Here is a 20,923-nt window from a genome sequence, read left to right as displayed (position 1 = left end):
CCGGTCACCCCGACGGCGGTCGTCGTGTCATCCTCTCCCGGACCGGCGGCCGCCCCGTCGGGGGGCTGTGGGCTGGGCCACACGGGACCCGGCCGTCCGGGATCCTGGATGCGCGATAGCCTGACGGCGGATCTCTCTTGACGCCGAGAGATCGATCATCGGTTCCTTTGATCGATCATTGCGGTGGACGCAGGGGACGATCCTGCACCCCGGGGCAGGGACGCCCCACCGCCTGCTGTCATACGGAGAACGCCATGACCCGCACTCCCGTGAACGTCACCGTCACCGGCGCGGCCGGCCAGATCGGTTACGCCCTGCTCTTCCGCATCGCCTCAGGCCAGTTGCTCGGCGCGGACGTGCCGGTCAAGCTGCGCCTCCTGGAGATCACGCCGGCGCTGAAGGCCGCCGAGGGCACCGCGATGGAGCTCGACGACTGCGCCTTCCCGCTGCTCGCGGGCATCGACATCACGGACGACCCGAACGTCGCCTTCGACGGCACGAACGTCGCGCTGCTCGTCGGCGCCCGCCCCCGTACCAAGGGCATGGAGCGCGGTGACCTGCTCTCCGCCAACGGTGGCATCTTCAAGCCGCAGGGCAAGGCCATCAACGACAACGCCGCGGACGACATCAAGGTCCTCGTCGTCGGCAACCCGGCCAACACCAACGCCCTCATCGCCCAGGCCGCCGCCCCGGACGTACCGGCCGAGCGCTTCACCGCGATGACCCGCCTCGACCACAACCGCGCGCTGACCCAGCTCGCGAAGAAGACGGGCTCGACGGTCGCCGACATCAAGCGGCTGACCATCTGGGGCAACCACTCCGCCACCCAGTACCCGGACATCTTCCACGCCACGGTCGCCGGCAAGAACGCCGCCGAGGTCGTGAACGACGAGAAGTGGCTCGCCGAGGACTTCATCCCGACCGTCGCCAAGCGCGGCGCCGCGATCATCGAGGCCCGTGGCGCGTCCTCCGCCGCCTCCGCCGCCAACGCCGCCATCGACCACGTGTACACCTGGGTCAACGGCACCGCCGACGGTGACTGGACCTCCATGGGCATCCCGTCGGACGGCTCCTACGGCGTGCCCGAGGGGATCATCTCCTCCTTCCCCGTCACCACCAAGGACGGGCAGTACGAGATCGTCCAGGGCCTGGACATCAACGAGTTCTCCCGCGCCCGTATCGACGCCTCCGTCAAGGAGCTCGAGGAGGAGCGCGACGCGGTCCGTGGTCTCGGTCTGATCTGACGTACCCGACTCACCTGAGTCACTCGCAACTCATCGGCCCCGTCCGGGAAGTGTCCCGGGCGGGGCCGACGCATGCGTACAGAAAGTACGCATCGAACGTACGTGCTTTCTCGCTGTATGCAGGGGTACACGGGGAGTAACTCTCGCTATCGTCGTGACGTACGGTCCGGTAGGGGAGCGCAGGGCTGCTCAAGAGCGCTGGGGCGCGGCCGGGGGAGACACACGGGGGTGGTCCCAGTGACGGAATCGGAGAGACGGTACGCACACAGCGAGGCGACACGGCTGTTGTGTGCCGGAGTGCATCTGGACACCGTGTTCCGGGCACGGGTCATCGACGAACTCATAGGGCACGAGGAGCGGCCCGCGGCACCGTCCCTCGGTGTCGACGTCGTCGCCGTGCTCGCGCACGCCCTGCGCGCGCGCCGCAGGGAGGCCCTGACCGGACTCGGGCTGCTGGCCATCTGGGTCGTGTTCTTCCTGGTGGAGATGGTCCGGGCGGCCACCGGCGTCGCGGACGCGGGGCCCCAGGGCTTCGCGGAGGCGTTCGGCGCCCTCGCGGTGTTCTTCTACGCCGCCGTCTGCTTTCTGCTGTGGTCCGCGCGGGTCGCGTCCGGGTGGGGCATGAGCATGTACGCCGCGAGCCGGGACGAGTCCGCCCGGCTGCGTCTGCCGCGCAGGGCGACCGCCTGGGGGCTCACCTTCATGGCGCGGGCCGCGGAGCTCGCCTACTGGGTGTACGCGTTCACCCAGTTGCTCCATGACCCCTTTCTGGTGATCTTTCCGCTCCTGCTCACCTTCGTGATCGGTGCCCACCGCTCCCAGGTGGCCGCGGTCATGAGCGTCGAACTCTCCCGGGACGCCTTCGCCCGTACGTCCGTGGCGCTGCCCATGGGCAGCGAGCGTCAGCTCCGGGTCGCGCGGGCCGTCACCTGGGAGCAGCACGCGTCCGTGGCGCTCTACGACGCCCACCGGCCGTTCGTCGGCGCGGGAAAGCCGTACGAGCCCTGGTCGTTCGCGATGGAGATCACCCCCGCCAAGAAGCCGTTCGACGGCCTGAACGGCAAGCTGCCCGAGCAGACCGGCGACGGTTCGGCGAACGGGCACCGCCCGCCGGTGCAGTTGACCAACCGGCAGATCCTCGACCTGGTCGTACCGAAGCTGGAGGCGCTGCGTGAGTCCGCCGCGCGCACCAGCCGGGACCGGCTCAAGGACCTGGAGGTCGAGGAGTTCGTCTACCTGCCGTACGGCGTGGGCCGCAACCAGGGCGTGTACGAGCCGTCGTCGGCCCGGCTGCACCTGGACGGGGCGGTGGACGAGGGCGGCGAGGCGCGCCGTCACTTCCTGCGGGTCAGGGTCGGCGCCTGGGACGAGCAGGTGGTGGTCTCGGTGCTGGTCCGCGTCCACACGCAGGGCGGGATGCTGGTCCTGGAAGTCGTACCGCACGTGCTGGGGCCGATCTTCGAGGAGTACCGGCGTGTCGACTTCATCGCGGCCTCCGGGGAGGGCGCGACGGGGCGTGAGGTGCTGCGTACGGTGCTGTCCGCCCCGGCGACGGGCGTGGTGGCCGGGTTCTCCATGCTGCGCACCCTCGTCCAGTGCCTGCGCACCTGGCTGGCCCGGCCCGAACAGGCCCCGCCGGACGCCCCGTTGGTGTCCGTGCGGGAGATGGGCAGCACCGACCGGCTGTCGCTGTTCCAGGAGATGGATGTCAGCCGTTACATCAAGACCGTCGAGGACCGGATCGCGAGCGGGGTGCGCGAGGCGCTGCGGCGCAGCGGCTGTGACACGGGCAGCTTCGAGCAGAACATCTTCAACGTGTCCGCGGGCGGTCAGTTCATCGGGCAGATGAGCGGTGGCACCGCGGTGGGCCGGATCAGCAACAGCGCCGTCTCCATGGGCAGTGGGGGCGCGTCGTACAACGAGGGGAACAGGGATGACTGAGGGCTCGGGCGGGCGGGTCGACCGGATCACGCGCAGTGCGGTGAACTTCGGCGACCACGGCACCGCGAACTATCACGAGGCGCCGCCCGCGGCCGGCGCCGACGAGACGACCGTGGCGCTCCTGGAGGCCGTCCGCACGTTGCGCGATCATCTGCGGCTGCTCACGGAGACCGACGACACGACCGGGCTCGACGGCGAACTGGCCGTGGTGCAGGGGGAGATCGAGAGAACGGGCCAGGCGGACCCGGCGCGGCTCGGCCGGCTGCGGATGCGCCTGGAGACCGCCGCCACGGCCGTGGCGGGGCTGGCGTCGACGGCGGCTGTGGTGCAGGTGATCGCGCAGCTGGCCGGTTAGCGGTCGGCGCGGGATCGGTCTAGTGGGAACGGGGTGACGAGGTGGCGCAACGGTGGGACGAGGACCGCCAGCGGTGGGTCGACGACGACGGCGCGGGCGGGCGGGGCAGGGGCGGGCCCGGTGGTGGCGGGGTGCCGCCGGACGCGGAGCAGCAGTGGTGGGCGTCGGCGACGACCCAGGCGGGGCCACCGCGCCCGCCCGAGACGCCCCTGCCGCCACCGTCGTGGTCCGGGCCCGGCGGGAGCTCCGGTGGCGGCCGGGGTCCGGCCCCCACGGACTCGCGTCGGCTGCTGGTGGCGATCGTGGCCGTCGCCGTCCTCGCGGGCGGTGTCGGAGGCGCGGTGTGGGCGCTGACCAGGGGTGACTCGTCCGGACACACCGGCGCCGACCCGTCGCGCCCGGCGGTGACCGTCACGGCGACCCAGAGCGTTCCTTCCCCGGACACCGGGTACACCTCGGGGAGTCCGGACATCTACGCCGGTTCGGGCGGGTCCAGCGACCCGGCGACGCAGCCCACGACCCCGGAGCCGTTGCCCGGCTACAGCAGGTCGGTGGATGCGGTGGGCTACACGGTGGACGTGCCGGACGGCTGGGTGCGCGAGGAGGTCCAGGGCAAGCTGGCGCCGGTCGTCACCTACACGGCCCCCGGTGGCAACAGCAGGCTCATGCTGTTCGAGGTCAAGGAGAGCTCCCTGGCGGAGTCGTCGTCCCAGGCCGAGGCGATCTCGCAGAAGCTCCCGGGGTACCGGCTCATCGAGCGGCAGAACGGCACCGGCTGGACGGAGGTCACCTACCGCTACGACAGCCCGCAGAAGGGCGCCACGCACGTGGTCGACCACCGCTTCCGGGCCGCCGACGGCACGCTCTACGCGATCAACGCGAGCGGTCCCGAGGGCGTGGACATGACGGGCCCGCTCACCACGGCCCTGAACTCCTTCTGCCCCACCGACACGAACTGCGCGAGCAGTAGCTAGTTCCCTGCCAGTCCTCCGCCAGTCCTCCTACGGGCGGGGCAGCCGCTTCTCGAACCAGTGGGCGGCGTAGACGTTCTCGTCGTAGCGCGGGATCTCGGTGTAGCCGCACGCCCGGTACATCGCCTGCGCCTCGGTGAGCACCGCGTGGGTGTCGAGGCGCACCACGCCGTACCCGCGCGCGACCGCCGCCCGCTCCAGTCCGTCGAGGATCCGGCGGGCGAGGCCGAGCCGCCGGGCCTCGGGCCGCACCCACACATGCCGGATCTCGCCGGTGTCCGGGGTGAGCCGCCGCAGCGCCCCGCACCCCACGGGACGCCCTTCCTCGTACGCGACCAGAAAGGCACCCGAGTCCCCCGACACCTCGTCGGGCCGTACGAGGGCGGCGGGGTCGAAGCCCTCCGGGAACCGTGCGTCGATGTCGGCGGCGTACCCGGCGAGGCAGTCACGCGCGTCGCGCGCGGCACCGTCGACGGACTCGACGGTGATCGCGGCCAGTCGCAGCAACCGCTCGGCGGCGGCGATGGCGGCGGTGAGTTCGCCGCGCCGGCGCTCGTCGAGGGAGCCGAGCAGCCCCTCGGCCAGCGCGTCGGCCCGCCGGTTCTGCTCCTCGACCTCGATCCGCCCGGCCGGCGTGAGCTCCGCGACCCGCAGCCGGCTGTCCTCGGCCGGCACGCTCACCCGCACCAGCCCCTGTGCCTGTAGCGCCCGGACCATCCGGCTCAAGTACCCGGCGTCCAGGCCGAGCCGGCCGCGCAGCTCCCGCAGCGAGGCCCCGTTCCCGATCTCGAACAGCAGCCGGGCCTCGCCGAGCGGCCGGTCCTGTCCGAGGTAGTGGTCGTCGAGGGCTCCGATGCGCCGGGTGAAGTACCGGTTGAAGCGCCGCAACGCTCGCACGTCCTGCGCTGACACCGACTGAGTCATTCTTTGACTCTAGTCAAAGAAAGCCACCTCCGGGGTGCCGATCACCCTAGGCCTGGGCTTTGTGGTTTCTGGTCGCATTTCCGCTCATTTTTCCGTGACGCCGGGCACTTTTGGTCACTGGTTGTGCATGCATTCCGGGTCGAGGGGCAGGCGCTCCCGGTCCCCGAGAGTGACACGCGTGTGACACACGGGCACGCAGGGGCACGGAACAGGAACGGAAGGCAACACCGACCATGGCCGGACACCAAGCGCACCAGGCTCAGCAGGCACAACAGACCCTTCACGTGGGTGGGGAGTGGCGGGAGGCCGTCTCCCGTGCCACCCGCGAGATCCTCGATCCCGCGGATGCCAAGCCGTTCGCCGTGGTCGCGGAGGGTGACGAGCGGGACGCGGACGCGGCCGTCGCCGCCGCCCGCCACGCCTTCGACACGGGGGAGTGGCCCCGTACCCCGGTCGCCGAGCGCGCCGCGCTGCTGCGCCGCGTCGCCGACCTCCTCGTCCGCGACCGCGAGCAGCTGGGACTCCTGGAGAGCCGCGACGCGGGCAAGACCCTGGAGGAGGGGCGGGTCGACATCGACTGTGTCGCGGACGCCTTCCGTTACTTCGCCGACCTCGTCGTGGGGGAGGGCGGCGGGCGGGTCGTCGACGCCGGGTCCGCCGACGTCCACAGTGTCGTCGTGCACGAGCCCGTCGGTGTCTGCGCGCTGATCACCCCCTGGAACTATCCGCTCCTGCAGGCCAGCTGGAAGATCGCGCCCGCCCTCGCCGCCGGCAACACCTTCGTGGTCAAGCCGAGCGAGATCACCCCGCTGACCACGATCGCGCTGATACGGCTGCTCACCGAGGCCGGCCTGCCCGCCGGGGTCGCGGGCCTCGTGACCGGCCCGGGGCACACGGTGGGCGCCCGCCTCGCCGAGCACCCCGACGTCGACCTCGTCTCCTTCACCGGCGGCCTGGTCAGCGGCACGAAGGTGGCGCGGGCCGCCGCGGAGAGCGTCAAGAAGGTCGCCCTGGAGCTCGGCGGCAAGAACCCCAACGTCGTCTTCGCCGACGCCTGCGCCACGGACGAGGACTTCGACACCGCCGTCGACCAGGCCCTCAACGCCGCCTTCATCCACAGCGGCCAGGTCTGCTCGGCCGGATCCCGGCTCATCGTCGAGGAGTCCGTGCGCGAGCGCTTCGTCGCCGAACTCGCCCGCAGGGCAAGCAGGATCAGGCTCGGCCGCGGCACCGAGGACGGCGTCGAGTGCGGCCCCCTCGTGTCGGAGGGACAGCGCGAGAAGACCGAGGCGTACGTCGCCTCCGCGCTCGCGGAGGGCGCGGTGCTGCGGGCGGGCGGCCGGCGCCCCGAGCCGTCCGCCGAACGGCCCGCCACCGGGTACTTCTACGAGCCGACCGTCCTCGACCAGTGCCACCGCGAGATGAAGGTGGTCCGCGAGGAGGTCTTCGGGCCCGTCCTGACCGTGGAGACCTTCCGCACCGAGGACGAGGCCGTCGCGCTCGCCAACGACACCGAGTACGGGCTCGCGGGCGCCGTCTGGACCACCGACGCGGGCCGCGCCCGCCGCGTCGCGGGACGACTGCGGCACGGCACCGTCTGGATCAACGACTTCCACCCCTACCTCCCGCAGGCGGAGTGGGGCGGCTTCGGGAAGAGCGGCGTGGGGCGCGAACTGGGCCCGGCGGGCCTCGCCGAATACCGCGAGACCAAGCACGTCTACCAGAACCTGGCGCCGAAGCCGGTCCGCTGGTTCGCGGGCCGACCCCAGTGACGTAACCCCACCACCTCACACCGCACTTGCCCCTTGCACCCTGGAGCACCTCCATGCACGAAAGCACGCACGAGAACGCGTCCGAGAACACGTACGACTACGTCGTCATCGGCGGCGGCACGGCAGGCTCCGTCATCGCCTCCCGTCTCACCGAGAACGCCGACGTGACGGTCGCCGTCATCGAGGGCGGTCCCAGCGACGTCGGCCGTGAGGACGTCCTCACCCTGCGCCGCTGGATGGGCCTGCTCGGCGGCGAACTGGACTACGACTACCCGACCACCGTGCAGCCGCGCGGCAACTCGCACATCCGGCACAGCCGGGCGCGCGTCCTCGGCGGCTGTTCGTCCCACAACACGCTGATCGCCTTCAAGCCGCTGCCGTCCGACTGGGACGAGTGGGAGGAGGCGGGCGCCAAGGGCTGGGGCGCGGTGCCCATGGAGGCGTACTTCGCGCGGCTCCTCAACAACATCGTCCCGGTCGACGAGAAGGACCGCAACGCCATCGCCCGCGACTTCGTGGACGCCGCCCAGGGCGCGCTGGGCGTGCCCCGCGTCGAGGGCTTCAACAAGAAGCCGTTCACCGAGGGCACCGGCTTCTTCGACCTCGCCTACCACCCCGAGAACAACAAGCGCTCCAGCGCGTCGGTCGCCTATCTCCACCCGGTGATGGACGAACGGCCCAACCTCACGCTGCTGCTGGAGACCTGGGCGTACCGGCTGGAGCTGGAGGGGACGCGCGCCACGGGCGTGCACGTACGCGCCGAGGACGGCACGGAGACCCTCGTACGGGCCCGGCGCGAGGTCCTGCTGTGCGCGGGCGCGGTCGACTCGCCGCGGCTGCTGCTGCACTCCGGGATCGGGCCCGCCCACGACCTGGCGGAGCTCGGCATACCCGTCGCCCACGACCTGCCCGGCGTCGGCGAGAACCTGCTCGACCACCCCGAGTCGGTCATCGTCTGGGAGACCGACGGGCCGATCCCGGAGAACTCGGCGATGGACTCCGACGCGGGCCTGTTCGTGCGCCGCGACCCCGAACAGGCGGGCCCCGACCTGATGTTCCACTTCTACCAGATCCCCTTCACGGACAACCCGGAGCGGCTGGGCTACGAACGCCCGGCGCACGGCGTCTCCATGACCCCCAACATCCCCAAACCGCGCAGCCGCGGCCGCCTCTACCTGACCAGCGCCGATCCATCGGTCAAGCCCGCCCTCGACTTCCGCTACTTCACGGACGAGGACGACTACGACGGCCGCACCCTCGTCGACGGCATCCGCATCGCCCGCCGGATCGCCCGCACCGAGCCGCTCGCCGGCTGGCTCAAGCGCGAGGTGTGCCCCGGGCCCGAGGTCACCGACGACGAGGAACTGAGCGCGTACGCCCGTCAGGTCGCGCACACCGTCTACCACCCGGCGGGCACCTGCCGGATGGGCGCCACGGATGACCGACTCGCCGTGGTCGACCCCGAGTTGAGGGTGCGCGGCCTCGACGGCCTGCGGATCGCCGACGTGTCCGTCTTCCCGACGATGCCCGCGGTGAACCCGATGATCGGAGTGCTCATGGTCGGGGAGAAATGCGCCGAGCTGATCGGGGGCGGTGCGTGATGAGTACGACCACCGGCACCCCCGCCAGTACGCCCGCCAGTTCCGCCGACGCCGTCTTCTCCGTCGAAGGCCTGTGGAAGGTGTTCGGGCCGAAGGCCGAGCGCGTCCCCGCCGACCCCGGGCTCGCCGCCCTCGACCCCGCCGAACTCCGCTCCCGCACCGGCTGCACGGCCGCCGTCCGTGACGTGAGCTTCGACGTCCGCAAGGGCGAGGTCTTCGTCGTCATGGGGCTGTCCGGCTCCGGCAAGTCCACGCTGGTCCGCTGCCTCACCCGGCTGATCGAGCCGACCGCGGGCGCGATCGTCATCGACGGCGAGGACGTACGCGCCATGGACAAGAACCGGCTGCGGGAACTGCGCCGCCACCGCGCCGCGATGGTCTTCCAGCACTTCGGCCTGCTCCCGCACCGCTCGGTGCTCGACAACGTGGCGTACGGCCTGGAGATCCAGGGTGTCGGCAAGGCGAAGCGCCGCGAGAAGGCCGCCGAGGTCGTCGCCAAGGTCGGCCTGGAAGGCATGGAGCAGCGCAGGCCCGCTCAGCTCTCCGGCGGCCAGCAGCAGCGCGTCGGGCTCGCCCGCGCGCTCGCCGTCGACCCCGAGGTCCTCCTCTTCGACGAGCCGTTCAGCGCGCTCGACCCGCTGATCCGGCGCGACATGCAGGAGGAGGTCGTCCGGCTGCACCACGACGAGGGCCGCACGATGGTCTTCATCACCCACGACCTCAACGAGGCGCTGCGCCTCGGTGACCGCATCGCGCTCATGCGCGACGGCCGAGTCGTCCAGCTCGGCACCCCCGAGGAGATCGTCGGCTCGCCCGCCGACGACTACGTCCGCGAGTTCGTCCGGGACGTACCGCGCGAACAGGTCATGACCGTCCGTACGGCCATGCGGGCCGCGTCCGCCGCGGAGGCCGCCCGGGGCCCGGCGCTCGCACCCGACGCGACCGTCTCCGAGGCCATCGAGGCGGTGGCCCGCTCGGGCGACCCCGCCCGCGTGATGGACCAGGGACGCTGCGTCGGCGTCGTGGACTCGGCGGCGCTGCTCGGCGTGGTGGCCGGCGCGGACACGCCCGCCGCAGGGGCGCCGGACGGCCCCCGTGGGGAGGCCGCCTGATGGCCACCGTCACCGCGACCGTCGGTCACTCCGGCGTCTCCACGCTGCTCAAGAACCTCCGCAGACACCGGGCCTTCGGCAAGCTGCTGCTGCTCGCCGTCGCTGCGGCCGTGATCGTCCCGGTCCTCGACTCCCACTGGGCGAGCGGCACCTGGCCGGGCGCCCTCACCGTCGATCTCTCCGCACCCCTCGGCCGAGCCAGCGAGTGGATCATCGACAACCGGGACAGCCACCCCCTGTTCCTGTACTTCTTCGGGTACGTCAGCAGCGCCGTCGTCCTCTCCGTGCGCGCCGTCTACGTGGTGCTGCTCGCGGCGGGCTGGGCCGGTGTGACCGCCGTCGCGGCACTCGTCGCCTGGCGCACGGCCGGCGTACGGCTGGCGCTCGGCACAGCAGTCGCGTTCCTCGCCTGCGGACTGCTCGGCATGTGGGTGCCGACCATGCAGACCCTCGCGCTCATGGTGGTCGCCGTCCTCGCGTCGGTCCTGCTGGGCGCGCTGCTCGGCCTCGCCGCCGGGCTCTCCGACCGCACCTTCCGCGCGCTGCGCCCCGTCCTCGACACCATGCAGGTGCTCCCGGCGTTCGCGTACCTCCTGCCCGTCGTCCTCGTCTTCGGCATCGGCGTCCCCGCCGCCGTCCTCGCCACCGTCGTGTACGCCGCCCCGCCCATGGCCCGTCTCACCGCGCTCGGCCTGCGTGACGCCGACGCCGGGGTGATGGAGGCCGTCACCTCGCTCGGCGCCACCGCCCGTCAGCGCCTGCTGACCGCCCGCCTCCCGCTGGCCCGCAAGGAACTCCTCCTCGGCCTCAACCAGACGATCATGATGGCCCTGTCCATGGCGGTCATCGCCTCCGTGATCGGCGCGGGCGGCCTCGGCGACCGCGTCTACCAGGCGCTGGCCTCCGTCGACGTGGGCGCAGCCCTCGCCGCCGGCATCCCGATCGTGCTGCTCGCGGTCGTCCTGGACCGGGTGACGGGAGCGGCCGGGGAGCGGCTCGGCTCGGACTCCGGGGCGACGGCACTGCGCTGGGCGTACGCCGCCGGCGCGGGCCTCGCCGTGGCGCTGGCCGGACATCTCACCGGCCGTCTCGACTGGCCCGCCTCCTGGACCCTCTCCATCGCCGAGCCCGTGAACCGCGTCGTCGACTGGATGACCAACCACCTCTACTCCGGCGTCCCCTACATCGGCGGCACCGCCGACTGGGCGGGCCACTTCACCACCTGGGTCCTGGACCCCGTCCGGGACGGCCTCCAGTGGCTGCCCTGGTGGTCGGTCCTGCTGATCGTCGCCGCCCTCGCCTGGCTGATCGGCACCTGGCGCACCGCCCTCACCGCGGTCCTCGCGATGGCCGCGATCGGGGTGCTCGGCGTGTGGAAGCCGTCCCTGGACACGCTGTCGCAGGTCCTCGCCGCGGTCGCCGTGACCCTCGTGCTCGGCTTCGCCACCGGTATCGCGGCGGCGCGCAGCGAGCGCGTCGAGCGGCTGCTGCGGCCGGTCCTTGACGTCTTCCAGACGATGCCGCAGTTCGTCTACCTGATCCCGGTGGTGGCGCTGTTCGGCGTGGGCCGCGCGCCCGCCGTGGCCGCCGCGGTCGTCTACGCGCTGCCCGCCGTCGTCCGCATCACCACCCAGGGCCTGCGCGCCGTCGACCCGGCCGCGCTGGAGGCGGCCCGCTCGCTCGGCGCGACCGGCGCCCAGCAGCTGCGCCAGGTCCAGCTGCCGCTGGCCCGCCGGTCGCTGCTGCTCGCCGTCAACCAGGGCGTCGTGCTCGTCCTGGCCGTCGTCATCATCGGCGGTCTGGTCGGCGGTGGCGCGCTCGGCTACGACGTCGTGTTCGGCCTCGCGCAGGGCGACCTGGCGACCGGTCTCGTCGCCGGCGCGGCGATCGTCTGCCTCGGCCTGATGCTCGACCGGGTGACTCAGCCGACCGCGCGGACCACGAAGAAGGGAGCGTGACATGCGCCTACGTACGACTTCGGTGATGGCCGGTGCGGCCGCACTGCTGACGCTGACCGGTTGCGGCGCCGTCGACATGACCAAGCAGGCCTCGCCCTTCGCGAACGCGCGGGGGGCGAAGAGCCTGACCCTCTCCGTCCAGTCCTGGGTGGGCGCGCAGGCCAACGTGGCCGTCGCGCAGTACCTGCTGGAACACGAGCTCGGCTACCGCGTCGACACCGTCCAGGTCGACGAGGTCCCCGCGTGGGACGCGCTCAGCCAGGGCCGGGTCGACGCCATCCTGGAGGACTGGGGCCACCCCGACCAGGAGAAGCGGTACGTCGAGGACAAGAAGACCATCGCCCCCGGCGGGGACCTGGGCGTCACCGGGCACATCGGCTGGTACGTCCCGACGTACTTCGCCGAGCAGCACCCCGACGTGACCGACTGGAAGAACCTCAACAAGTACGCCGACCAGCTGCGTACCGCGGAGAGCGGCGGCAAGGGCCAGCTCATGGACGGCTCGCCCTCCTACGTCACCAACGACAAGGCCCTGGTGGCCAACCTGAAGCTGAACTACCAGGTGGTGTTCGCCGGTTCGGAGGCCGCGCAGATCACCCAGATGAAGCAGTTCGCCAAGGAGAAGAAGCCCTTCCTCACCTACTGGTACTCGCCCCAGTGGCTCTTCAAGAAGGTCCCCATGACGGAGGTGAAGCTGCCGCCGTACGAGGAGGGCTGCGACGCCGACGCGGCCAAGGTCGCCTGCGCCTACCCGCACACACCGCTCCAGAAGTACCTGAACGCCGACTTCGCGAAGAGTGGCGGCAAGGCGGCCGCCTTCCTGAAGAAGTTCAAGTGGACCACCGAGGACCAGAACGAGGTCTCCCTGATGATCGCGAACGACAAGCTGTCGGCGCAGGACGCGGCGAAGAAGTGGGTCGACAGCCACGCGTCGACATGGCGCGCGTGGCTGTCGTGACCGCGGCTACCGCGCGCGCGGGCTCGCCGAGCCCCTTCTTCGCGGCGGCGCTCAGCGCGGACAGGGCCCGCCCGACCGCCGGGTCGAGCGCCTTCGTGCGCTCCCTCGTGGCTTCGCCGCGCTCCGTCACTGGTGCCGGCCCGCCTCGTAGTGGCCCGGAACCATGCGCGTGCTCACGCCGAACCGGTTCCACGCGTTGATCACCGTGATCGCGGCGATCAGCTGCGCCAGCTCGGCCTCCTCGAAGTGCCGCGCCGCCTTCTCGTACACCTCGTCCGGTACGAATCCGTCGGTGAGGACGGTGACGGCCTCGGTCAGTTCGATCGCCGCGAGTTCCTTCGCCGTGTAGAAGTGCTTCGACTCCTCCCACGCGCTGAGCTGGATGATCCGCTGCACGCTCTCGCCGGCGGCCAGCGCGTCCTTGGTGTGCATGTCGAGGCAGAACGCGCAGTGGTTGAGCTGCGAGGCGCGGATCTTCACCAGCTCGCGCAGCTTCGGCTCCAGCCCCTGCTGCGCGGCCGTCTCCAGCCGGAGCATGGCCTTGTAGACCTCGGGGGCGTGCTTGGCCCAGTGCAGGCGGGGGCTGTGCTCGGGGGTGTACTCGGCTGTGGTGTCGGGGGCTGTGGTGTCGGTCGTGGCGGTCGTCTCGGTGGTGGCGTCGTTCGTCGTCATGTTCTCGACCCTACGAGCGAAGCAGCCCAGGAGTATGGTCCATTTACATGGCGAAATCTTGGGCCACTTTCGGGGTCGACCTCCACGTCGAGCCGACCGGACCCGGTGTCCGCAGAGGTCTGACGGAAGCCCTCCGCGAGGCGGTCCGCAGTGGCCGCCTCGCGCCCGGCACCCGGCTGCCCTCCTCCCGTTCCCTCGCCGCCGACCTGGGCATCGCCCGCAACACGGTCGCGGAGGCGTACGCGGACCTGGTGGCGGAGGGCTGGCTCACCGCCCGCCAGGGCTCGGGCACGAGCGTCGCCCGCCGCCCGGTGCGGGCCTCCTCCACCGCCGCCGCACCCGGCCGCCGGACCCACGCCCGCCCGGCGTACGACCTGGTCCCCGGCACCCCCGACCTGTCCTCCTTTCCCCGCGCGGCCTGGCTGAAGGCCTCCCGCCGCGCCCTGACGCTCGCCCCGCACGAGGCCCTCGACTACGGCGACCCGCGCGGCCGGGTGGAACTGCGCACCGCCCTGGCCGGCTATCTGGCCCGCGCCCGGGGCGTCCGCACGGATCCGGAGCACATCGTCATCTGCTCCGGCTTCGTGCACGGTCTGATGCTGCTCGGCCAGGTGCTGCGCGGGCGGGGACTGAACTCGCTGGCCGTGGAGTCCTACGGGCTCGATGTCCACTGGCGGCTGCTGGAGCGGGCCGGGCTGCGGACGGTGCCGCTCGGATTCGACGAACTCGGCACGCGTACCGAGGAGTTGGCGGCCGGCCCGCGGGGCGGGGACGCGCTGGGAGGCGTACGGGCGGTGCTGATGACGCCCGCCCACCAGTTCCCGATGGGCGTACCGCTGCACCCCGACCGGCGGGCGCAGGTGGTGGACTGGGCGCGGCGCGGCGGCGGTCTGATCCTGGAGGACGACTACGACGGGGAGTTCCGCTACGACCGTCAGCCGGTCGGCGCCCTCCAGGGCCTCGACCCCGACCACGTGGTCCATGTGGGCACGGCCAGCAAGTCCCTGGCGCCCGGTCTGCGGCTGGGCTGGCTGGTGCTGCCGCCGTCGCTCGCCCCGGAGGTGGTCGCGGCGAAGGGCGGGGTGGACTGGTCGTGCGGGGTGCTGGACCAGCTCACCCTGGCGGAGTTCATCACGTCGGGCGCCTACGACCGCCACATCCGCGCGTCCCGGCTGCGCTACCGGCGCCGCCGGGACGCCCTGGTGGCGCGGCTCGCCGAACAGGCCCCCGGGGTCCGGGCCACGGGCATCGCGGCGGGCCTGCACGTGGTGCTGCGCCTGCCGCCCGGCACCGAGCAGGAGACGCTGCGGGCGGCGGCCTGGCAGGGGCTCGCGGTGCACGGGCTCGACCGCTACCGCCACCCGGAGTCATCCGCCGTGCGGACCGACGCGCTGGTGGTGGGGTACGGGACACCGCCGGACCACGGGTGGTCGGGGGCGCTGGACGCATTGTGCGCGGCACTGCCTTTCGACGGAACTTTCAACAGAACCTTCCACAGCACTTTCAACGGTACGTTCCACAATGAGGGAGGCGACGGCCCTTTTCATGGAATAGAGTCGCCCCATGAGTAATAGTGAAGCCCTGTCCCGTGTAGCCCTCAAGAAGATTACCCCCGAGGTGTCCGGTGCCATGGGCGCCTTGCACGGCGCCGCCGTTTCCGCGGCCCAGGACGCCAAGGTCGAACCGGAACTCCTGGAGCTGATCAGGATTCGTGCCTCGCAGCTCAACGGCTGCGCGTTCTGCCTCGACATGCACACCAAGGACGCCCGCGCCGGGGGCGAGACCGAGCAGCGGATCTACGCCCTGAACGCCTGGCGGGAGACCCCGTTCTTCACCGAACGGGAGCGTGCCGCACTGGCGTTGACCGAGGCTGTGACGCTGGTCCACGACGGACACGTGCCGGACGCGGTCTACACCGCGGCGGCGGAGGTCTTCGACGAGGCTCAGATCGCGGCGCTGATCTGGGCGGCCACCGTCATCAACGCGTACAACCGGATCGCGATCGCGACCCGTATGGTGCCGGGCGCCTATCAGCCCGCCCAGAAGAAAAGCTGAATTCGGGAACGAGGGCACGAGAAGGAGCGCCGGGGCGAATTCAATTCGTCCCGGCGCTGCTTTTCGGTCATCGGTCCGTCTTCGGCTTTTGTGTCCGGAATTCAGTCGACCGGCAGCGGTTCCATGACGTCGTCCAGCCACTGCCGCCATTCCGGGGCGCGCACGGCCGGCGCCGGGCTCATCGGCCGCGCCGTCCAGGCGGTCACCGGACGGATCCCGTGCAGCGCGTTCACGAGCCACACCTCACGGCTGTCGAGCTCGGCCACGGTCCGTTCGCGGTGGGCGACACGGATCCCGGACCGGTGGGCCCGCTCCTGGATGAGGCCGGCCGTCACTCCGGCCAGGACGGGCAGCTGCGGCGAGGGCAGGCACAGGGTGTCGTCCTCCCACCACAGCACGCTGGCCGTGGCCGCCTCGAGGACCACACCGGAGGACGCGATCAGCACCGCTTCCTCCGCGCCCTCCCCGGACGCCCGCCGCCTCACCCGGGCCAGGGTGTCCAGGTCGGGCCCCTTGCGGCGGGGGACGGTCCGCGGATCGCTCTGCCCCGCCGCCCAGACCCGTACGCCCGTGCCGAGCGGCGGCGCGTGCCGCAGCAGCAGCCGCAGCTCCATGGAGCCCGAGGCGAGTTCGACCCGGGGGAACCACTCCCCGGTGCGCGGCAGCGCGGCGGTCATGTCCCGCCAGAACGCGACGAGCCGGTCCAGCGGTGGGCCGCCGCAGTCGCCGCAGGCCCGCAGGAAGCGTTCCCGGTGCCGGTCGAAGCCGCGCATCCGGCCCTCGCGCAGCAGCCACGAGTCCGCGACGAGCAGCCGCCCGCCCGGCAACCTGCCGGGGGCCGGACCGGAGGTCAGCCCACGGCCGGGCGCCCACGCCAACAGCTCCTCCGCGATGGCCGGTTGTGTCACTGCGTACCCCTCTCGGTCTCAGTACTTGCGGCCCGCGACAGCGGGCGAACCGTTCCGTGGCCCGTACGGCGCGTGCTCCAGCCAGGAACCGCACCACGGCAGCACGGGCGCGAGCGCCGCCGCCGCCCGCTGCTTGACGCGGACGATCCGGCGGTGCGGTCGCAGATGGTCCAGCGCGCTGCCGGCGGCCGCGCTGTTGAACAGGGCCGCAGCCCGCCGGACCTCGGCGAACCCGGCGACCGCGGCGGCCGTCCCGTCGGCGATCGCCCGCGCGGCGGCCGCCGCGTCCGCGATCCCGCTGTTCATCCCGCGCGCGCCGAACGGCGGGAACAGATGGGCGGCCTCACCGACGAGCAGCACCCGCCGGTGCGGGTCGCTGAACGAGGCGGCGACCTTGCGCAGAAAACGGTACGTCGACACCCACAGGATCCGCTCGGCGTACCCGTCGCCCACCACCGCCGGCAGCCATTCCCGTACGGCCTCCTCGGTCCCGTACGCCTCCTGCGTGTCGTCGTCCCGGCACTGCAGGTCGACCTGGAAGCCCCCGGTGAACGGCACCCGCATCACGCTGCGGCCGCCCACCCCCGGATGCTCGTAGTGGAAGACCCGCTCCAACGGCAGCTCGGCGCCCGGCAGGTCGGCGACGTCCACGACGACATGGAAGCCGTCCGCGCGCGTCCCCTCCATCGGGATGCCCAGCTCGCCCCGGACCGCCGAGCGCGCCCCGTCGGCGGCGACGGCGTGCGTGCCGGTCCAGACACGGCCGTCCTCACCGGTGAGCACGACCTCCGTCGGCGCGACGCGCACCCCCGTCACCCGCGCCCCCCACGCGAACTCCACTCCGGCCGCCTCGCACGCGGTGCGCAGGAAACGCTCGGTGTCCACCTGACGCAGGCTGGTGAAGGGCGGGAGGCCGGGCGTGGACGGGGGCGGGAAGGTGCGGGCGTACACCTCGCGGCCCCGGTACAGGGTGCGTCTGGTGTGCCAGGTGCGCCCGTACGCCGTGATCTCGGCGGCCAGCCCCGGGCGCATCCCGTCGAGCAGCCGCAGGGTCTCCCGGTGCACGAACAGGGCGCGGCTGCCCGGGCGTTCGCGCTCCGCGGGGTCCGCCTCCAGGAGCACGACCGGCAGCCCGTACGCCCGCAGCGCGAGCGCCGCCGACAGCCCGACGGGCCCGGCACCCACCACGAGGACCGGTCGGCCGGGGGCGCCGCTCACGTGCGCGCGCCCTCGGCCAGCATGCGGGTGATCTCCACCCGCTTCACCTTCCAGGTCGCGGTCATCGGCAGCTCTTCGAAGCGCCACTGCCGGGGCTCGGCCAGGGGCGGCAGGTCGGCCGTGGCCTCCCGCCAGCGCGCCGGGTCCAGCGGCTCTTCGCCCCGTACGCACACCACCGGCACCGGTTCCCGGTCCGCGCCGGGCACGATGACCACCTCACGCAGCTCCTCCAGCCGGTCCATCAGGGCGTCCTCGACCTCGAGATTGCTGTGCACCGAGTCGATCTGATCGATCTCACGGTCGATCAGATACAGCCCGCCCAGTCGGCCCTGGTATCCCATGTCGCCCATCTGCCACCAGCCGTCGCCGTCCAGCTGGCGCAGGTACTGCTCCCGGGCGCCGAGATAGGTGAGGATCCGCCCCCGGGTGCGGGCCTCGATGCGGCCGGGTGTGCCGGGCCTGGCCCGCCCGCCGGAGTCGTCCGTGACCCGGACCCGGGTGAAGCCGGGGATCCCGATCCCGACCCGGCGCCCGTCCGCGCGGGCGGCGCTGCGCCGGGTGAACCACTGGAAGGCCACCGGACCCGTCTCGCTCTGCCCGTACAGCTGGATCAGCCAGGGCGTGCGCCGCTTCGAGGCGTCCAGCAGCCGCCGTACGGTGCGCGGATGGATCGCGTCGAACGTGGAGCCGTACGAGCGGACCCGCGACAGCGGCGCTCCGGGGGCGTCGGCCAGCTCCTCCCACAGCACGAAGGTGTTGGGGTGGGTCTCGACGATGCCGGGGCGGTGCCGGGTCAGCAGCGGTCCCACCGTGGCGGGGTCCGGGTCGGTGATGAGTACGAGCGGGCTGCCGAAGTGCAGCAGGACGCCGAGCAGATGGTAGAAGCGCGAGTGCACGAACGACATGTGCAGCGCGGCGGTCTCGCCGCGGGTGGGCCAGCCCATCGCCTTCTGCGGGACGAGCCGGTTCCACATGGTGTTCGCGCAGTGCACGGCGAGCTTGGGCAGGCCGGTGGTGCCCGAGCTGTGGGTGATCAGGGCGGGCTCGCGCGGATGCAGCCGGACGGGAGAGGGCGTCCGCGACCCGGCGTACTTCTCCAGGGGTTCGGCCCCGGGCGCGTCGTCCACGGAGAGCGTCCGTCGTACGAGGGCGGAGAGGTCGACGTCCGCCAGCGGGCCTTCCAGCTTGGCTCTGTCGGTGATCAGCCAGGGTGTGTGGAGCCGTTCGAGAAGCCGGCCCACCACCGGGCCTGCGAGTGCGGGCGACAGGAGGACGGGGACGGCCCCGATACGGGAGACGGCGCAGGTCAGCAGGACGATGTCGACGTTGTCCGTCTTGTGGACGACCACCTCCTCCGAGGGCCGGACCCCGGCCTCCCACAGCCGTCCGGAGAGCTCCTCGACCACCTCGGCAAGGACCGGATAGCTGAGGTCGACCCCCAGGCCGGGACGGACGTCCAGCGGCCGGTCCAGGGTGACGAAGACGGCTCCGTGGCGGTCCGCCGCGTGCCGGAACATCGGGCCCAGGTAGAAACCGCGGTCGGCGAGCAGGGGCTGCTGCTGTCGCATGTGCCCGTTCCCTTCTGTCCTGTGGTCTGTGGCTGTGGCTGTGGCTGTGGTCTGCGGTCGTGGTGTGTGGTCGTGCTCTGTGGTCGTGGTGCCGCGGTGGTCACCAGGCGCCCTGGCGGACGAGGTGGCGGCGGAGTTTTCCGGTCGAGGTGCGGGGCAGGGACGGGACGAAGCTGATGGCTCTGGGGACCTTGAACGCGGCGAGGTGCTCGCGTGCCAGGCCCACGAGTGCGGCCTCGAGACCGGACGGCCCGGACAGTCCGGAGAGGCCGGGCGGCAGCGGCGAGACGGGGACGACGAAGGCCCGCAGCCGGCTGAAGCCGCGCCAGTCGGTCATGGCCGCGACCGCGACCTCCTTCACCGCCGGATGGGCCCGCAGCACGGCCTCCACCTCCAGCGGGGAGATGGTGATCCCGCCGACCATCTCCAGGTCGTCGGTCCGTCCCAGGTGCCGGTAGCTGCCGTCCGCCTCCCGGCGCGCCCGGTCGTGGGTGGCCAACCAGCCGCCGACCAGGGTGCGTTCCGTCTCCTCGGGCCGGTTCAGATAGCCGGGCGTCAACGTCGGCCCGCGCACCCAGAGTTCACCCTCCGCGCCGTCCTCCACCGGCACACCGGCGCCGTCGCGCAGCTCCACCTCGAAGCCGGGGACCGGGCGGCCGACCGTGCCCGGGTGGTTGTGCTCGAAGCTGTTGGCGCAGAACGCGTGACCGGCCTCGGTGGAGCCGATCTGCTCCAGGACCGGCGCGCCCAGCAGATCGGCGACCTGCTTTTCGAGCCCCTCGGGCAGGCCCTCCCCGGCCGACACGGCGGCGCGTACGGAGGCGAAGCAGGTCGCGTGGCCGCTGCCCCGGTCGGCGACGAGGGCGGCGTACGCGGAAGGCACGGAGTAGAGCAGGGTGACCCGGTGCCGGGCGACCAACTCGTCCACCGCGGCCGGGTTCGGACGCCGGTCCACCAGGACGGCGGAGGAGCCGGAGAAGAGCGGGAAGACGAAGGCGTTGCCGAAGCCGTACGCGAAGTACAGCTTCGACACCGACAGGGTGACGTCGTCCGGGGTGATCCGCAGCAGCCGCCGGCCGATGAGGTCGTGGTACGTCTTCGGGTCGCCGTGGCAGTGCACGACACCCTTGGGCCGGCCCGTGGTGCCGGAGGTGTACTGGACGTAGAGCGGGGTGTGCGCGTGGACCGGGTGCGCGGCGGCCGGCTCGGCGTCGGCGGTGAGCGCCATCAGCTGATCGGCGCCGAGGCGCACACGGTCGGTGAAGCGGTCCTCCAGGCCCGGCCCGGTCACGCAGAGCACGGCCTTGGCGTCCTCGGCCATGAACGCGTGCTCGGCCGGGGGCAGTTCGGGGTTGACCAGGACCGCGACGGCGCCCAGCCGGGCGGTGGCGAGGAAGGCCGCCACCCAGGCGATCCCGTCGGGCAGCGCGAGCAGCACCCGGTCGCCCGCGCCCACGCCGTGCGCGGCGAGCACACCGGCCGCGCGGCCCGCGAGCTCGTGCACCTCGCGGTGGGTCCAGGCCCGGTGACCCTGGTGGAAGGCGATCCGGTCGCCCCAGCCGCGCCGCTCGGCGAGCGCGGCTAGATGGGTGGCCAGGTTGCCGGGGGCGTCGGCGTCGGCGTGGGTGCCGGTCGGCGACTGCGGAGTCGGCGTGGAGGTGGGGAT

General features: G+C 72.3%; 17 protein-coding genes. 11 read left to right on the top strand and 6 right to left on the bottom strand.

What is annotated here, in order from left to right:
- The first annotated feature begins 254 nt into the window (after positions 1-254).
- The 4 genes from ACZ7M3_RS08345 (at position 255) to ACZ7M3_RS08330 (ending at position 4,514) form a co-directional block, all read left to right on the top strand.
- Positions 255-1,244 (top strand): malate dehydrogenase, encoded by a 990-nt coding sequence (locus ACZ7M3_RS08345; RefSeq protein ID WP_054233746.1) that lies wholly within the window; start codon positions 255-257, stop codon positions 1,242-1,244.
- Positions 1,245-1,541: 297 nt separating this feature from the next.
- Entirely contained in the window at positions 1,542-3,185 is a 1,644-nt protein-coding gene (locus tag ACZ7M3_RS08340) for a hypothetical protein (RefSeq protein WP_472061720.1), read from the top strand.
- Positions 3,178-3,540: a hypothetical protein gene (locus tag ACZ7M3_RS08335; RefSeq protein ID WP_351532786.1), complete on the top strand. Its 363-nt coding sequence runs from the start codon at positions 3,178-3,180 to the stop codon at positions 3,538-3,540. Before ACZ7M3_RS08340 ends, ACZ7M3_RS08335 begins: the two co-directional genes overlap by 8 nt.
- Before the next feature lie 41 nt (positions 3,541-3,581).
- Complete coding sequence (locus ACZ7M3_RS08330) at positions 3,582-4,514, top strand: hypothetical protein (RefSeq protein ID WP_472061718.1); 933 nt, start codon at positions 3,582-3,584, stop codon at positions 4,512-4,514.
- Between the two features lie 27 nt (positions 4,515-4,541).
- Here the strand turns inward: ACZ7M3_RS08330 and ACZ7M3_RS08325 are convergent, their stop codons facing one another.
- The gene (locus ACZ7M3_RS08325) at positions 4,542-5,435 is read right to left on the bottom strand and encodes a GNAT family N-acetyltransferase (protein ID WP_472061716.1); all 894 of its coding nucleotides are present in this window, start codon (positions 5,433-5,435) and stop codon (positions 4,542-4,544) included.
- A 233-nt stretch (positions 5,436-5,668) separates the two neighbouring features.
- Here ACZ7M3_RS08325 and ACZ7M3_RS08320 point away from each other — a divergent pair, with 233 nt between their 5' ends.
- The 5 genes from ACZ7M3_RS08320 to ACZ7M3_RS08300 are packed head-to-tail and all read left to right on the top strand — an operon-like array spanning position 5,669 to position 12,836.
- Entirely contained in the window at positions 5,669-7,207 is a 1,539-nt protein-coding gene (locus ACZ7M3_RS08320) for an aldehyde dehydrogenase family protein (protein WP_472061714.1), read from the top strand.
- A 53-nt stretch (positions 7,208-7,260) separates the two neighbouring features.
- Positions 7,261-8,808, top strand: a complete 1,548-nt coding sequence (locus tag ACZ7M3_RS08315; protein WP_472061712.1) for a GMC family oxidoreductase — start codon at positions 7,261-7,263, stop codon at positions 8,806-8,808.
- Entirely contained in the window at positions 8,808-9,920 is a 1,113-nt protein-coding gene (locus ACZ7M3_RS08310; protein ID WP_355302711.1) for a quaternary amine ABC transporter ATP-binding protein, read from the top strand. Before ACZ7M3_RS08315 ends, ACZ7M3_RS08310 begins: the two co-directional genes overlap by 1 nt.
- Positions 9,920-11,878 carry an ABC transporter permease gene (locus ACZ7M3_RS08305; RefSeq protein WP_472061711.1) on the top strand — a complete coding sequence of 653 codons (1,959 nt, stop codon included), beginning with the start codon at positions 9,920-9,922 and terminating at the stop codon, positions 11,876-11,878. Before ACZ7M3_RS08310 ends, ACZ7M3_RS08305 begins: the two co-directional genes overlap by 1 nt.
- A gap of 1 nt (position 11,879) precedes the next feature.
- Positions 11,880-12,836: an ABC transporter substrate-binding protein gene (locus ACZ7M3_RS08300; protein WP_472061709.1), complete on the top strand. Its 957-nt coding sequence runs from the start codon at positions 11,880-11,882 to the stop codon at positions 12,834-12,836.
- Between the two features lie 126 nt (positions 12,837-12,962).
- Here the strand turns inward: ACZ7M3_RS08300 and ACZ7M3_RS08295 are convergent, their stop codons facing one another.
- The gene (locus ACZ7M3_RS08295) at positions 12,963-13,508 is read right to left on the bottom strand and encodes a carboxymuconolactone decarboxylase family protein (RefSeq protein WP_472061707.1); all 546 of its coding nucleotides are present in this window, start codon (positions 13,506-13,508) and stop codon (positions 12,963-12,965) included.
- A gap of 47 nt (positions 13,509-13,555) precedes the next feature.
- Here ACZ7M3_RS08295 and pdxR point away from each other — a divergent pair, with 47 nt between their 5' ends.
- Together pdxR and ACZ7M3_RS08285 are read left to right on the top strand one after the other, a co-directional pair.
- Complete coding sequence (gene pdxR, locus ACZ7M3_RS08290) at positions 13,556-15,079, top strand: MocR-like pyridoxine biosynthesis transcription factor PdxR (RefSeq protein ID WP_472061705.1); 1,524 nt, start codon at positions 13,556-13,558, stop codon at positions 15,077-15,079.
- On the top strand, positions 15,072-15,563 hold the full coding sequence (locus ACZ7M3_RS08285) for a carboxymuconolactone decarboxylase family protein (protein ID WP_382123327.1): 492 nt from the start codon (positions 15,072-15,074) through the stop codon (positions 15,561-15,563). Before pdxR ends, ACZ7M3_RS08285 begins: the two co-directional genes overlap by 8 nt.
- Positions 15,564-15,664: 101 nt before the next feature.
- On the opposite strand, the gene ACZ7M3_RS08280 is transcribed toward ACZ7M3_RS08285, so the two are convergent.
- The 4 genes from ACZ7M3_RS08280 to ACZ7M3_RS08265 form a co-directional block, all read right to left on the bottom strand.
- Positions 15,665-16,471, bottom strand: coding sequence for an aminotransferase class IV (locus ACZ7M3_RS08280; RefSeq protein ID WP_472061703.1), 807 nt, complete (start codon positions 16,469-16,471; stop codon positions 15,665-15,667).
- An 18-nt stretch (positions 16,472-16,489) separates the two neighbouring features.
- Positions 16,490-17,689, bottom strand: a complete 1,200-nt coding sequence (locus ACZ7M3_RS08275) for an FAD-dependent monooxygenase (RefSeq protein WP_472061701.1) — start codon at positions 17,687-17,689, stop codon at positions 16,490-16,492.
- Positions 17,686-19,257: a class I adenylate-forming enzyme family protein gene (locus tag ACZ7M3_RS08270; protein ID WP_472061699.1), complete on the bottom strand. Its 1,572-nt coding sequence runs from the start codon at positions 19,255-19,257 to the stop codon at positions 17,686-17,688. Before ACZ7M3_RS08270 ends, ACZ7M3_RS08275 begins: the two co-directional genes overlap by 4 nt.
- 100 nt (positions 19,258-19,357) lie before the next feature.
- Entirely contained in the window at positions 19,358-20,923 is a 1,566-nt protein-coding gene (locus ACZ7M3_RS08265) for an AMP-binding protein (protein WP_472062194.1), read from the bottom strand.

It is taken from the genome of Streptomyces sp. NPDC111656 (assembly GCF_055656965.1).
Note: the sequence above shows the minus strand (reverse complement) of the source record. Positions and strands in the feature narration are given on the sequence as shown.

Excerpts from the sequence above, each read along its gene's own strand:
- ACZ7M3_RS08345 (WP_054233746.1), top strand. The coding sequence starts at position 255 with ATGACCCGCACTCCCGTGAACGTCACCGTCACCGGCGCGGCCGGCCAG.
- ACZ7M3_RS08335 (WP_351532786.1), top strand. The coding sequence starts at position 3,178 with ATGACTGAGGGCTCGGGCGGGCGGGTCGACCGGATCACGCGCAGTGCG.
- ACZ7M3_RS08325 (WP_472061716.1), bottom strand. The coding sequence starts at position 5,435 with ATGACTCAGTCGGTGTCAGCGCAGGACGTGCGAGCGTTGCGGCGCTTC.
- ACZ7M3_RS08320 (WP_472061714.1), top strand. The coding sequence starts at position 5,669 with ATGGCCGGACACCAAGCGCACCAGGCTCAGCAGGCACAACAGACCCTT.
- ACZ7M3_RS08315 (WP_472061712.1), top strand. The coding sequence starts at position 7,261 with ATGCACGAAAGCACGCACGAGAACGCGTCCGAGAACACGTACGACTAC.
- ACZ7M3_RS08310 (WP_355302711.1), top strand. The coding sequence starts at position 8,808 with ATGAGTACGACCACCGGCACCCCCGCCAGTACGCCCGCCAGTTCCGCC.
- ACZ7M3_RS08305 (WP_472061711.1), top strand. The coding sequence starts at position 9,920 with ATGGCCACCGTCACCGCGACCGTCGGTCACTCCGGCGTCTCCACGCTG.
- ACZ7M3_RS08300 (WP_472061709.1), top strand. The coding sequence starts at position 11,880 with ATGCGCCTACGTACGACTTCGGTGATGGCCGGTGCGGCCGCACTGCTG.
- ACZ7M3_RS08295 (WP_472061707.1), bottom strand. The coding sequence starts at position 13,508 with ATGACGACGAACGACGCCACCACCGAGACGACCGCCACGACCGACACC.
- pdxR (WP_472061705.1), top strand. The coding sequence starts at position 13,556 with ATGGCGAAATCTTGGGCCACTTTCGGGGTCGACCTCCACGTCGAGCCG.
- ACZ7M3_RS08285 (WP_382123327.1), top strand. The coding sequence starts at position 15,072 with ATGAGTAATAGTGAAGCCCTGTCCCGTGTAGCCCTCAAGAAGATTACC.
- ACZ7M3_RS08270 (WP_472061699.1), bottom strand. The coding sequence starts at position 19,257 with ATGCGACAGCAGCAGCCCCTGCTCGCCGACCGCGGTTTCTACCTGGGC.